General features: G+C 46.6%; 13 protein-coding genes. 7 read left to right on the top strand and 6 right to left on the bottom strand.

Annotated elements, in window-relative coordinates:
* The first annotated feature begins 114 nt into the window (after window positions 1–114).
* Complete coding sequence (locus QFZ48_RS06150) at window positions 115–699, top strand: hypothetical protein (protein ID WP_429061601.1); 585 nt, start codon at window positions 115–117, stop codon at window positions 697–699.
* Here the strand turns inward: QFZ48_RS06150 and QFZ48_RS06145 are convergent.
* Together QFZ48_RS06145 and QFZ48_RS06140 are read right to left on the bottom strand one after the other, a co-directional pair.
* The gene (locus QFZ48_RS06145; RefSeq protein WP_429061599.1) at window positions 608–1387 is read right to left on the bottom strand and encodes a hypothetical protein; all 780 of its coding nucleotides are present in this window, start codon (window positions 1385–1387) and stop codon (window positions 608–610) included. The genes QFZ48_RS06150 and QFZ48_RS06145 overlap by 92 nt on opposite strands.
* A 98-nt stretch (window positions 1388–1485) precedes the next feature.
* On the bottom strand, window positions 1486–1983 hold the full coding sequence (locus QFZ48_RS06140) for an Lrp/AsnC family transcriptional regulator (RefSeq protein ID WP_370909406.1): 498 nt from the start codon (window positions 1981–1983) through the stop codon (window positions 1486–1488).
* Window positions 1984–2091: 108 nt separating this feature from the next.
* On the opposite strand from QFZ48_RS06140, the gene QFZ48_RS06135 reads away from it, so the two are divergent.
* Entirely contained in the window at window positions 2092–3483 is a 1392-nt protein-coding gene (locus tag QFZ48_RS06135; protein ID WP_429061597.1) for an MFS transporter, read from the top strand.
* Here the strand turns inward: QFZ48_RS06135 and QFZ48_RS06130 are convergent.
* The 4 genes from QFZ48_RS06130 to guaA all read right to left on the bottom strand — a co-directional run bounded on the left by QFZ48_RS06130 (window position 3448) and on the right by guaA (window position 9143).
* Entirely contained in the window at window positions 3448–5052 is a 1605-nt protein-coding gene (locus QFZ48_RS06130) for an ATP-dependent DNA ligase (RefSeq protein ID WP_429044920.1), read from the bottom strand. The two genes, QFZ48_RS06135 and QFZ48_RS06130, sit on opposite strands and share 36 nt — an antisense overlap.
* Window positions 5053–5055: 3 nt before the next feature.
* A complete protein-coding gene (locus tag QFZ48_RS06125) occupies window positions 5056–6063 on the bottom strand; it encodes a ligase-associated DNA damage response exonuclease (RefSeq protein WP_429044922.1) in 1008 nt (335 codons plus the stop codon).
* 73 nt (window positions 6064–6136) lie between these two features.
* Complete coding sequence (locus tag QFZ48_RS06120; protein ID WP_429061595.1) at window positions 6137–7447, bottom strand: ABC transporter substrate-binding protein; 1311 nt, start codon at window positions 7445–7447, stop codon at window positions 6137–6139.
* A gap of 130 nt (window positions 7448–7577) precedes the next feature.
* Entirely contained in the window at window positions 7578–9143 is a 1566-nt protein-coding gene (guaA, locus tag QFZ48_RS06115) for a glutamine-hydrolyzing GMP synthase (protein WP_429044926.1), read from the bottom strand.
* A 65-nt stretch (window positions 9144–9208) separates the two neighbouring features.
* On the opposite strand from guaA, the gene QFZ48_RS06110 reads away from it, so the two are divergent.
* From QFZ48_RS06110 to QFZ48_RS06090, 5 genes are all read left to right on the top strand, one after another.
* Window positions 9209–9946 carry a head GIN domain-containing protein gene (locus QFZ48_RS06110; RefSeq protein WP_429044928.1) on the top strand — a complete coding sequence of 246 codons (738 nt, stop codon included), beginning with the start codon at window positions 9209–9211 and terminating at the stop codon, window positions 9944–9946.
* A gap of 326 nt (window positions 9947–10272) precedes the next feature.
* Entirely contained in the window at window positions 10273–11193 is a 921-nt protein-coding gene (locus QFZ48_RS06105) for a hypothetical protein (RefSeq protein WP_429044930.1), read from the top strand.
* A 224-nt stretch (window positions 11194–11417) separates the two neighbouring features.
* Window positions 11418–12554 (top strand): beta-ketoacyl-ACP synthase III, encoded by a 1137-nt coding sequence (locus QFZ48_RS06100; RefSeq protein WP_429044932.1) that lies wholly within the window; start codon window positions 11418–11420, stop codon window positions 12552–12554.
* Window positions 12555–12578: 24 nt separating this feature from the next.
* Window positions 12579–12977 (top strand): hypothetical protein, encoded by a 399-nt coding sequence (locus QFZ48_RS06095; protein ID WP_429044933.1) that lies wholly within the window; start codon window positions 12579–12581, stop codon window positions 12975–12977.
* A 90-nt stretch (window positions 12978–13067) separates the two neighbouring features.
* Complete coding sequence (locus QFZ48_RS06090; protein WP_429044934.1) at window positions 13068–14072, top strand: BtrH N-terminal domain-containing protein; 1005 nt, start codon at window positions 13068–13070, stop codon at window positions 14070–14072.
* Window positions 14073–14074: the final 2 nt, after the last annotated feature.

Raw genomic sequence — 14074 nt, 5'->3', positions numbered from 1 at the left:
CGTCACATTGCTGCTGCTGTTTTATATATTTTTGACTACAATTTTAACTTTTCTGTAGAGGAGAACGTTACTATTAATGGCAACATTTTTGAACTCATTTCCTAAACGAAAACTATGCGCCTCCTTATCATTTTCTTATCCATCTTATCCGCTACCTCCGCAGCATTCGCCCAGAAAAGCGCCTGGCTCATCACACCCGGAAAATCAATCGGACAAATAAAACTCGAAGCACCGGCACAGAGCCTGGCAGTATTGGGGAAACCGGATGGCGGCGATGCCGCTATGATGAAAGCCTGGCGGATATGGTACAGCCGCAGAAAAGACGACAGTATCGATTCGTCGCATATGCTGGCAGTATTTACCGCGATGCGCACACAGGACACGCAGTACGTAAAACAGATCCGCGTAAATTCACCGAAGTTCAGAACCCATAAAGGCGTGGGACCTGGAAGCAGCATTGCAGCCATCAAAAAAGCATATCCGGATGTTCAGAAAGCACAGGCTTATGAATCTGCTAATAAGGCAAGAAAAATTGTAGTATATGAGGATAAGAAACAGGGCATTGCTTTTGAAACAGCCAACTCCCGCAGCAGGAAGCCGGTATGTTCTATGGTAGTTGTTTTTGATCCGGGGGAATCTGCAGCAGGCTATCTCGACTTTCACGCAGGTTTTGATTTGATGAACCCCGTGGCGCCATAATTTTTCGCCGGCTCTCCATCTTTTTCTTTCTCATTTCCCGGTCCAGTTCGTGATAGTATTCCCTGGGGTGGTCGTAGTGCCGTTTCTCCCTGTGCTGATGTATACGGATGCCGATATTATAGAGCAACGACATGCTGAATATACCTTTGATATCAGGATTGTTATTACTGAAGTTAAACATATAGGAAGACTGCAGGCTCCATGAGGAATTACCCATAGGGAAATTGATGCTGCCATCCAGCACCAGGCCATGCGCATGTACTTCCACCGTATCGATACCGGGTCCCGGATCCACATAGCGGCGGCCATTGTGCGCTGCGTAGCCTGCTCCAACAGAGTACCCAATATATTTATAGCTTCGGGGAGTGGCAGCATTGCCAAAAGTATAATGAACGGTAACGGGAATATTCACCATCCATCCTGGCTGTATAGGACCGCCGGAAATCTTATCGCGATCAGTACGCCGGTCAGAACCAATAGAAGGGCCCATCGCAAAGCAGGCGCCAACTGATAAACTCTCCTTCTCAGAAAATTCATAAAAATTAAATCGGGGCTCAAAACTGAACGCCAGGGCGCCGTAATGATAGCCGCCAATACCACCTATTCCGGCAGCAGATTGAAAAGATTTCTTTTGGGCAGTGACAGTAGCAGTTACAAACATTAACAGGGATAGGTAAAGGTATTTCATAGGTTTAAAACGGGTAAATAAGTTATAAGGTTACAGTAAATATTTTTTTGTGTATCAATTTTATCGTGTGCTGCTGATCCCTAACCCGTTTGCTGGCGTTAAAACACTACCTGGTGCGTTGCTTTAATCACGGAAATCACAAATATGCTTTGTGTATGACTCAGATTGTCTAACTCACCCAGTTTATTCACGTAAAATTCACGGTACTCATCCATGTCTTTTACCTGTACTTTGATCATGAAGTCAAACTCTCCTGAAATATTCAGGCACTCCGTTACTTCCGTGAAACCCAGTATTTCCTGGATGAATTTCTTACCGCACTTTTTATTGTGTTCTTTCAGGGTGATATAACATAAAACAGTGAGGCTCTTATTAATCTTCCTGGGATCTACGATGGCTGCATATTGTTTGATAACGCCTGCCTGTTCCATTTTCCGGATCCGCTCGTACACCGGAGTAGTGCTGAGGTTCAGCTGACGGGCAATATCCCGGATGGTCATTTTTGCATCCTGCTGTAATAACTTCAGGATACCCAGGTCTTTCTCATCCAGGTTCAATTGTATGTCCTCCGTATTATTTTCTTTTTTGCTTGCCATGTGCATATGTGTTTGGAACAAATATCTAATTTATTGTGTGATTATAGCCGTTTGTTCTAAATTTTTAGGATTTAAATTCCTTTTGAGATGTTTTAATACGTTTGTACCGTGAAAAAGGAACGAATCATATTAACAGTTGCCTGCATGGCTATCTTCTTTGAAGCATTGGATGTATCTGTGCTCAACATGGCGATTCCGCAGATGGAATCATTTTTTCATTTTGATGCAGCTGCCATTCAATGGGTACAAACCGTGTATGTTTTATTTTATGGGGGACTCGTATTGCTTGGCGGCCGGCTGGCAGATACTATAGGAAGAAAGAAAGTATTTGTAACAGGCGCCTGCTGTTTTGTGCTGGCTTCCCTGGCAGCAGGTTTTTCCCAAAACTTCACCTGGCTGCTGGTATGCAGGGCACTGCAAGGCGCCGGTGTGGCATTAGCCATTCCGGCGGCAATGGCTATTATTACCAATACTTTTAAAGAACCGGTAGCAAGAAACCGCGCATTCGGAATTTTTGGCGCTACAGCGGGCATTGGATTTGCCACGGGGCTTGCTATCGGCGGATTAATCAGCAATTATCTCGGGTGGCAATGGGTATTTTTTATTAATGTACCGGTAATAGGACTGGCAGTGATATTGGCGATGGCATATATTCCCGCTGATGAAAAGACCGCGGCAAAACCAGCGCATAACTTACTCAGTGCATTATTGATTACCGGACTGATGATGCTGGCAGCATGGCTGATCCATGATCTTGGCAATATCACCTACCACTATATGGAATACTGCCTGTGGTTATTACTGTTCCTCGCAGCCGGTATGTTTTTTATACGCCGTGAACGCGTACATCCGTCTCCGTTAGTAGACTTTAAACTGTTCAGGTTACAGGGGGTGATCACCGGAAATATAGGAGCAGTAATGCTGGGTTGTATCTTTCTAAGCTATATTTTTATGCTCACCATCTACCTGCAACAGGATCTGCACTTCACCTCTTCACAGGCCGGCCTGCTGTTATTCCCCTTTAGTATTTTATCAGGTGTCATTTCAAAATTTATATTACCCCGTTTGTTTAGCAGGCTGGGCGTGGTAAAAACAGGCATGCTGGGAAATGCTTTTATGGCATGTGGCATACTCTTTTTTATCGTGAGCTACTTCACAGATTATAGGTTGTTGTTTATTTTTTGCGCGGTAGGCTGTATCAATTCATTTGGTATGGCTATTACTTTCCCGTGCGTAACTATCCTGGCGGTGCAGTCGGTGCCCGAACCACAGCAGGGACTTGCTTCTGGCATTAATGGGACGGCCAATGCGTTGGGCGGCGGCCTGGGTTTATCTTTGGTCGGATTGATGATGCAGCTGGCTTCAATAAAGGGTTGGAGCAGCTATGGCGCAGGATTAACCATGCTGGCGATGATTGCGCTGGCAGCTATTATACAGCTGCTGGTATTTTATAGGCGCAATCAATCAGCTGCTGGTGTTGTGGCCGTTCACCCGCAATAGTTCTTTCAGGTCTTCAAGCGTATTTATTTCTGCTACCGGCTTATCTTTCCTCCACCGGTTGATACGTGGAAAGCGCAGGGCTACTCCGGATTTGTGGCGGTTAGAGGCGGCAATGCCTTCAAAGGCAATTTCAAATACCAGCTGCGGCTGCACCGTTCTTACCGGTCCGAATTTTTCAATAGAGTGGCGCTTGATCCAGTTATCCACTTCCGCAATTTCTTTGTCTGTCAGGCCGGAATAGGCTTTGGTAAAGGCTACCAGTTGATCGCCATCTTTTACTGCAAAAGTGTAATCAGTATATAAATTTGAACGGCGGCCATGACCTTTCTGTGCATATATCATCACGGCATCTATTACCAGTGGATCTATTTTCCACTTCCACCAGTCGCCGCGTTTGCGGCCTACCTGGTAAGCGGTTATCTTTTTCTTGAGCATCAGTCCTTCACTGCCTTTATCGCGTGATTGAAGCCGCAGTTGCGTTAACTGATCCCAGCTGTCAAAAATAATTTCGGGCGATAACTGCAATACCGGCATCTGCATATTCTGCACCAGCGCTTCCAGGAGTGCACGGCGTTCTGCCAGCGTTTTTTCCCGGATATCGGTTCCTTCCCATTCCAACAGATCGTAACACAGGAATATAACCGGTGCTTCCTGGAGTTGTTTGCGGGTTACATTTTTACGGCCTATCCTGGTTTGCAGTGTTTGAAAGGGTAGTGGGAGGCCATTGGCAAAGGTGAGTATTTCTCCATCCAGTACAGTACCATCCGGTAGAGCGGCAGTTAATGGCGTAAACTCCGGGAACTTTTCAGTGATCAGTTCTTCTCCCCGCGACCATACAAACAGTTGTCCTTCCCGCTTGATGATCTGCCCGCGGATGCCGTCCCACTTCCATTCCGCCTGCCAGTCTGTTTCCGGCCCCAGTGATTCCGGTAATCCTTCCAGTGCGTAAGCGAGATAAAATGGATATGGCCGGGAAGCGTCTGCGCCGGTAGTATGCTGATGCAGCAGTTCTTCGATCGTAACATTATGCGGATCCCAGTTGCCGCTGATCATATGTGAAAGCGTAGCAGGTTCAATCTGGTACGTTTTAGCGAGTGCATTCACCATCATTTTCTGCGACACGCCTATACGAAATCCACCGGTGATCAGCTTGTTGAATACAAACCTTTCCCCGCTGTCCAATGCATCCCATGCCTGCAAAATAAAAGCCTGTTTCGTTTCTTCGGTTGCTTTCTCCAGTTGCTGCAGCTGCTCCAGCCAGTAATGCAGGGGCGCCGCTATAGGAGTGGTGCGTGGTGGCAGCAGCAACGCGATGGTTTCCCCGAGATCTCCCACCGTATGATAGCATTCTTCAAAAAGCCAGTCGGACAACCCCGTGGCCTGCATGCACCAGGTTTTCAGTTGTGTGCTGTTGACCGTTCGTTTGGGCCGGCGACCTGAAAACAATGCCAGCACCCAGGTTTTATCTTTATCCGGCGCTGTGGCAAAGTATTGGCTCAGCGCCCCCAACTTCTCATTGGTTTTGGTGCTGTTGCTTAATAATTGTACCAGTTCAGCAAATTGTTGCACGGTTTACGATTCAGGATTATTAATAATTTCCTCATCGCCATACGAAGTAGTTACTTCTTTGGCGGCAATACCTTTTTCTGTAAGATAACGGGCAAATACGCTGCTGAAGCCATGAGTGGCATATACCTGTTCTGCTCCGGTAGCGGTTACCGCCTCCAGCAAGCCGGCCCAATCCGCATGATCCGATAATACAAATCCCGCATCCGCATTCCTGCGGCGCATATTACCACGCACCTGCATCCAGCCACTGCAAATACCCAGTGAGTATGGCTGGAATCTGCGCATCCAGACATTATCTTCCGCCGAAGGCGGGGCAATAATTACCGCATTCTTAAACGCAGTTTTAGGTGTTTCGGGCGTTATTCTTTCTACGGGAGGTAGCGCCCATCCTTCCTGCAGCAGCACTTCATGGGGAATGGCGATGGCGCCATGCGCCAGAAAATGATCCACTTTATCTTTCAGGTGATATAGCAGCCGTTGTGCTTTCCCCAGGCTGTAAGCCAGTAGCACACTGGCCTTACCGGCCTGCTGATTTTCGTATATCCATTGGGTGATGCCATCAAAGATCTGTTGCTGCGGCGCCCAACGGTAAATAGGTAACCCGAAAGTAGATTCGGTAATAAACGTATGGCAGCGGATAGGTTCGAAGGGGGCCGACAGCCCATCATTTTCCAGTTTGTAATCCCCGCTGGCTACCCATACTTCTCCATCCTGTTCCACCCGTATCTGTGCGGAGCCAATGATGTGGCCTGCGGGATGCAGGGATACTTTTACCCCGTTAAAAAAAATAGTTTCTCCATAGGCGACGCCCTGTACCTGGATGTCGTTGCCAAGCCTTAACCGCAGTAAGGGAACACTGGCATTTTCACATAAGTAGTATTGATTTCCCCACCTGGCGTGATCGGAATGTGCATGCGTGATCACCGCTCGTTTGACGGGTTTCCAGGGATCAATGTAGAAATCGCCTGCAGGGCAGTAGATGCCGTTGTCGGTAAATTGCAGCACATTCATATAGGGAATGTACGTAAAAAAAATCGTGCCACGACAACCGCCGTGGCACGAAGTAAGTGGTGTTGCAAAGCAACTATTTATTCATTTTAATGTCTACGCTGTCGCCCTTCTGGATGATGTAGATATTTTTATTTTCAAAGTAGGAAGGCGTTTCCTCTCCTTCTTTCAGATACACCGGAAGGAAGTTATAGTTGGTGATCACTTTGGGGGAAGTACTCACCATATTGTTGAAATAAACGCCATTGGTATACAGCAGTTTTACAAAGTAGTAGGTCAGGTCAAAGCCTTTGAAAGCCATGTCAGACGGGCGTGCTTTGTATACCCTGCGGAAATAATCGGAAACATACCGGCTGTAGTAATCTGTTTTGTCGTTATAATAGGGAGATGAATAAAATACCTGTAAGCCTTTAAACTCGGGTTCTTTCAGCTTAATCACGTCCCAGGTGGGCATACCAAAGATCTGCAGCGGATAGGTAGTGGCAGAAATGCTCAGCTTACGCAGCAGGCTTTTGGCGCTGGCTTCATCCAGGGCAGTTACGATGACAGCATTGGTACGGTCTGCCAGCAGGTATTTGGAAATTTCTTCTGGTGTGGTGGCCTCATTCCATACTACTTCCCGGATCCTTGATTTTTTGGTACTTTCCATTTTATCATAGGATGCCTTGAAATCTGCTGCCAGCCTTGTTTCAAAGGCCGTGTTCCTTCGGAACAACACAATGTTTTTAGTGGCAAATGCGTCCTGGATATAATTCTGGAGCGCGTCGCAATGTGTTTTCAGCGTGCTGTTGGAGATGTATAAAAACGGGTTGTTGCTGATACCGCCATCGTTGGGGAAGGTACCGGAAACAAAGTTGATCTCTTTGTTTTTGGCAAAGTCGCTCAGTTCTTTCAGCTCCGGGTTGCTCACAGCACCCAGGATCAGGTCCGTTTCATCGAGCGCTTTGCTGCGGATCAGGGAAGATACACTTTGCCTTGCTTTGCTGTCATATACGGTCACTTTCAGGTTATATCCCTGTTGTTGCAGCGTATCCAGTGCCAGTTGCGCGCCTTCATAAAATTCGAGACCAGGCAATACATACCGTGGCATGGTGCGGCCGGGAATTTCACTGCTGTTGGCAAAAACGGAATCGAGGTATAATGGTGCGAAGAAGGCAATGTTATAGGAAGCTTTTTTAACTTCTTTCCCAAATGCGGGCACATTAAAAGGCGCTTTTGCAGCGTCTTTCTTATTATCCTCCGGTTTTTTGGCCGGTGTAGGTTTACTCAGAGATGGTGGTGGCCCGTCTACCTTACTGGCACTTTTCCTGGTAGATGAGCAGGAGCTGATCAAAACCAATAAAGCCAATCCGGATAACAGGTGCTTAATTGAAACTAAGTGGTTCATAATTGGCGCTAATTTACAAAAATCATTCCGGGGAATGTGAAATAAAGCATTACGGAGTTATGGATAGAAGAAATTATCTGTCTATCCACAACTCCGTAACTATAGCTCAGTATTTTATTGCTTCCTTTTTTTATTCCCACTCAATGGTAGCAGGTGGCTTGGAGCTGATATCGTATACTACGCGGTTAATGCCTTTTACCTTGTTAATGATGTCGTTAGACATTTTAGCGAGGAATTCATAAGGCAAATGCGCCCAATCGGCGGTCATTCCGTCTACAGAAGTTACTGCACGTAAAGCTACTGTGAATTCGTAGGTACGTTCGTCGCCCATTACGCCAACGCTTTGAACCGGTAGCAGGATGGTGCCCGCCTGCCATACTTTGTCGTATAAGCCGGCTTCTTTCAGTCCTTCTACATATACATTATCCGCTTCCTGCAGCATGTGTACCTTTTCGGGGGTAATGGCGCCGAGGATACGGATGGCCAGGCCAGGACCCGGGAAAGGATGGCGGCCCAGGAATATTTCGCTGATGCCAATTTCACGACCCACGCGGCGTACTTCATCTTTAAAGAGGAAGCGCAGCGGTTCTACCAGTTGCATATTCATCTTTTCCGGCAGCCCGCCTACGTTGTGGTGCGACTTGATAGTAACGGAAGGACCGTTTACGGAAACGGATTCAATTACATCGGGGTAAATGGTACCCTGGCCCAGGAAAGAGATATCAGTAAGGTGAGTGGCTTCCTGCTGGAAAACATCGATGAACAGGCCACCGATGATCTTTCGTTTTTGTTCCGGATCGGAAACGCCTGCCAGTTTTCCGTAAAAAAGATCTTTTGCATTGATCCCTTTTACGTTCAGTCCCATGTGTTTATAAGATTCCAGTACGGTTTCAAATTCGTCTTTTCTCAGCAAACCATTATCCACAAAGATGCAGAACAGGTTTTTGCCGATGGCTTTATGGATCAGTTCAGCGGCAACGGTAGAGTCCACACCGCCGCTGAGGGCCATTACCACTCTTTTATCGCCTACCTGCGCCTTGATCTTTTCTACGGTTTCATGTACAAAAGCCGCCGGTGTCCAGTCCTGGCTGCAGTTACAGATGTGTAACAGGAAGTTGCGGAGGATCAGCTTACCTTCCAGGGAATGGGTTACTTCCGGGTGGAATTGTAAACCAAACATCGGGTTGGCGGCCAGCGTAGTATTTTTGAAAGCTGCTACCGGGATATTTTCTGTAGTGGCAATAATTTCGAAAGCTTCAGGAATACGTTTAATGCTATCTGCGTGGCTCATCCATACCTGGCTTTTTGCAGAGATATCATATAATAACTTTTCCTCTTTGTCGTTGTGCTCCATAAAGGCGCGTCCATATTCACGGAGGTTGCTTTTAGCCACTTCACCGCCAAAAACTTTGGCCATCATCTGTGCGCCGTAGCAAATACCGAGTACGGGTACTTTTGCAGCAATCGCGGCAATATCAATGATAGGCGCATGCTCATCATTCACCGAAAAAGGACTGCCTGATAATATAACACCTTTAATAGTTTCGTCCCAGGCAATGGGCTGAAGGCAAGGTTTAATTTCGCAATAAACATTCAGTTCACGGATGCTGCGTGCAATCAGCTGTGTATACTGGGAACCGAAATCGAGGATAAGTATCTTTTCTGTCATGGTGGTGCAAAGATAAAGTCCTTCCACGAATTTCGGATTTGGAAATTCGAATTTCGGAAATCTGGCGTATCTTTCTATTATAATTTAAACCCATGATATCAGCAAAATCGCTCCTGTATCAGGCCATAGTGGCCTCTTCTGTTTCTGTACTCTTTTATTCCTGTGATGTAATCGGACAAAATCGTGTAAAAGGTAACGGCCATGTTATCAAGGAAGAACGGCAGGTAGTCCCCTTTCAAAGGATCAAAGTAGAAGGAAGCATGAATGTATACCTCACACAGGGCGCTGCCAAAGCGGCTGTTATTGAGGCAGAAGATAATATCGCCCCACTGGTGGAGCTGGTAGAAGAAGACGGCCGCCTCATTGTAAGATTGAAACGCGGCGTTTCCATCAGCACCCATAAAGATCTGAACGTATTCCTCACCACCCCGGAAATCAATGAGGCCAGCCTGGCTGGCTCCGGCGACCTGAAACTGGATGGCAAATTTACTTCCCGATCTGATGTGAAGTTCAACCTGTCCGGCTCCGGTAACCTCAAAGGCGAAATCAACGCCCCGGCAGTAAAAGCCTCCATTGCCGGTTCCGGCGATATGTTCCTGAAAGGCGAAACAAAGGATGTTAATTTGTCTATTGCAGGCAGCGGTAATTTTGAGGCAGATGAGCTGCTATCGGAAAATGTAAGTGTAAATATTGCAGGTAGCGGTGATGCAGATGTATATGCCAGCGTAAAGCTGGATGCAAAAATTGCCGGCTCCGGAAACGTAAATTACAAGGGTACCCCGCAAATTTCCTCTTCTGTAGCGGGTTCTGGCAGTATTAGTAAAAAATAAGCTTCAACATTTACAAATCTTTAACATTCTCAATATCATATTTGGCGGCGTTAGAGAGTTTATAGAGATGTTTTGAAGAAAACAATATCAAGTCCTTGAGTCCAGGTACAGCATTCGCTTTAATTATCCCGCTGATGCTGTACCTGGCTGGGGCACAAGACATTACCCCCTTAATAAATACCCCACCCCATCAACAATTCGCGTCAAATTATCATTAAATCACATGAATCATTGCCGTTTTTTTGTATGTTTACGGCTTGAATTGTAGATTTTACTATTTGAACTGTTTGATTTACGTTTTGAATTGTTGAACTCCTATTCCTTTTATGAACGAAAGACCGAAGATCCTGGTGGTATATTATACACAGACAGGGCAATTGAAGAGGATTATTGATCATGTGTTGGCTCCGCTGGAAGGCAAAGCCGATATTACTTTTGAGCAACTGGTGCCTGTAACGCCTTTCCCTTTCCCATGGGGGAAACAGCAATTTTATGATACCATGCCGGAAACCGTTCAATCCACCCCCCGTGGTATTGAACCATTGAAAGTGGACGTGAATGCGCAATTCGACCTGGTGATACTGGCTTATCAGCCCTGGTTTCTTTCTCCTTCACAACCAACCGCCGCTTTCTTGCAAAGTGATGCTGCCAAACAATTGCTGAAAGGCAAAAAGGTGGTTACCCTGCTAGGCAGCCGGAATATGTGGCTGAATGCACAGGAAAAGGTGAAAAATTACCTGCAGCAGGCAGGCAGCACCCTGGTGGGCAATATTGTTCTGGTGGATAAATCACCTAACCTCATTTCTGTAATTACCATCCTTCGCTGGGCGTTTAAAGGAAAAAAGGAAGCCACGCGCTTTCTGCCCCAGGCAGGAGTACAGGAAAACGAGATCATTACTTCCGGCCGGTTTGCGGCACCGATAGCCGAGGCGCTGCAAAGAAATCAATGGGACACCCTGCATGCACAATTGCTGTCGCTGGATGCGGTAGAACTGATTCCCAACCTGGTAGTACTGGAAAATAAAGGAATGAAGGCTTTCCGCTTCTGGGCAAAGTTCATCAGCGCTAAAGGTGGTCCGGGAGCCCCTTCCCGTCAGGGACGCGTATCCATGTACCGGGGATTACTGCTGGTAGGTATTTTTGTTTTAACACCAATATCCCTGATTACTTCTCTTATACAGTTAAATCTGAAAAAGGCTAAGCTGCGCCGCGAAGTAGATTATTATAAGGGTATTTCCCTGAGATAACAGGATCAAGTCCACCTTAAAGGCGTATCAAAGCCGTACATAAAGCGTGTATAAAGCGACCTTCAGGCAGTGGCGTGATACTTGTAATTCCAATTAGAATTCTATATTTACGTCTGTATACAACGTATATTAAATTAAAATATGTTTTTCACTGTGAGCTGGCTGGCAAGGCAGGGCAGCTTTGACCAGGTTTTACATGTAGCCTTAAAAGACGAATAATTCAAATGAAGGAAGTTTATATTACCAGGCTGTCTAAATTTTTACCTAACAAGCCTGTAGAAAATGAGGAAATGGAGAGCATTCTCGGCATGGTAGATGGAAAGGCTTCCCGTGCGCGTTTGAAGATACTGGGTAACAACAAAATCAAAACCCGTTACTACTCTTTGGACAAAGAAGGGAAATCCACGCATTCTAATGCAGAGATGACCGCAACTGCCGTGTCACAATTATTTGATGAGCAGTTTCCGATCAGCAAATTACAGTTGCTGGCCTGCGGTACCACTTCTCCTGATCAATTGTTGCCTAATCATGCTGCGATGGTGCATGGTATTTTGAAATGCCAGCCGGTAGAGCTGATTGCAGCCACAGGTGCTTGTGCGGCAGGAATGCAGGCTTTTAAATACGCCTGGATGTCTATCCGCTGTGGTAATACTTCCAATGCCGTAAGCACCGGTTCTGAAAAGTTTTCCGCCTGGATGCTGGCGCAGAAATTCCAGCCGGAAGCAGAAAATCTGAAAAGCCTCGACGAAAATCCGATCATCGCTTTTGAAAAGGACTTTCTCCGCTGGATGTTATCAGACGGCGCCAGTGCAGCCCTTTTCCAGGATAAACCCAATGAAGACGGCTTATCCCTGCGGGTAGACTGGGTAGAAATACTTTCCTATGCTAATGAGCTGGAAACATGTATGTATGCCGGCGCTATCAAGCAACCGGATGGCAGCACCACCGGATGGATTGATATGACCCCGGAAGAATGGGCGCAGCATAGCGTATTCTCCTTTAAACAAGATACCCGTTTACTCGGTAAAAATATTGTTCCTTCCGGAGCACAAATGTGGAAAGAGCTGGTAGAGCGCCACCAGATTAATCTTGATGAAATAGATTTCTTCCTGCCTCACCTGTCGTCTGAATTTTTCAGGTTAAAGATAGACGAGGAAATTACCCGGTTAGGCGTTCCTATTCCTCTGGAAAAATGGTTCACCAACCTGGCCGAGGTAGGAAACGTAGGCACCGCATCACCTTACCTGATGCTGGAAGAACTGATGAACAGCGGCCGTTTTAAGAAAGGTCAGAAAGTAGTAATGATGGTTCCGGAAAGTGCACGTTTTTCATATGCTTATGCACATATCACCGTGGTATAAGCAATCACTTCTAAAACTGCTATCATGAAAAAAGAGGAAGTACCACAGGATAGTGATAACCTGCATGAAGGTACATTCAAGCAGATTATGTATGCGGTGGATAATTCCGGCAATTATGTACAGGTGCAGAGCGCAGGCTGGGAGCCGGAAAACATTGCTCTGGACCAGGCCTGGGAAGAAGTAAACGAAAGAGTAAAAGCGGCGCGCGCCAGGGTAGAAGCCGGCGAAATCAGTCCTGTTGCCTATTACATGGAAAAAAACCTGATGGACCTGCCATTATTGGCCAGCTATGTCGGTAAATTCCAGTGGCAGGTAAAAAGACACATGAAACCCGGCGTATTCAAAAAGCTCAGTCCTAAACTGCTGCAGCGTTATGCAGATGCCTTCAAAGTGAGTTTAACAGATCTGCTGCACATCAGATAAAGCATACCAATAGTAACGGATTTGTGGGTAGATGATATCCGATGATCTTCCCACAAATCCGTTATTCGTCATGCTGCCACAAAAAATATTATGACTAATTCTTTTTTCCAACACCACCAGACCGCCCATTGTGAAAGTGGAGTAATATCAAACCTGCTGGGACATTATGGTTTGCAGATCAGTGAACCAATGGCTTTTGGCATTGGTGCAGGCATCTTTTTCGGCCACCTGCCTTTTGTAAAGGTGAACGGCGTGCCTGGTACCACTTACCGGATATGGCCAGGCGCCATTTTTCAACGGGTGTGCAAACGGCTGGGCGTACGGATGGAATCCGAGAAATTTTCTACACCGGAAAAAGGAATGCTGGCCCTGGATAAAGTAATTGAAGCGGGTATTCCCGTCGGATTACAATCCAGTGTTTATTACCTGCCCTACTTTCCAGCTTCTTACCGGTTTCACTTTAACGCACATAACCTGGTTGTTTACGGCAAACAGGACGGACAATACCTGGTAAGCGATCCCGTAATGGATACCGCCACCACCATTGACCCGGAAAGCCTGGCGCAGGCCCGCTTTGCCAAAGGGTTTCCGGCCCCTAAAGGAAAAATGTATTACCCGGTACACGTACCGCCTTCTGCCTCATTTGAGAAACCGATCAAAGCCGGCATAGAACAGGCCTGCCACTTTATGCTGAAAGTGCCTATTCCCATGTTCGGCGTAAAAGGAATCCGCTTCCTTGCCAAAAGGGTCGCCAACTATGCTGAAAATCCCGGCGACCGGAAAGCTACCCTGTATCTTGGAAATATTATCCGCATGCAGGAAGAGATCGGCACCGGTGGCGCAGGTTTCCGTTTCCTGTACGCCGCTTTTTTACAGGAAGCAGCAGTTTTACTGAAGAAAGATGAATTGAGCAGACTTGCAGGGGAACTGACAAAAACCGGCGACTTATGGCGTAATTTTGCATTTGCCGCCGGCCGCGTATGCAAAAGCAGATCGGCGGATAATGTTTCCTATAAAGAGCTGAGCCAGATGTTACTGGAGTGCGCGGCATCGGAAGACGCATTCTTCCGCAAGCTGGCACAGGTGAAGTGGTAATT

Origin of the sequence: Chitinophaga sp. W2I13 (genome assembly GCF_050434005.1) — a bacterium.
Lineage (GTDB): Bacteria > Bacteroidota > Bacteroidia > Chitinophagales > Chitinophagaceae > Chitinophaga.
Note: the sequence above shows the minus strand (reverse complement) of the source record. Positions and strands in the feature narration are given on the sequence as shown.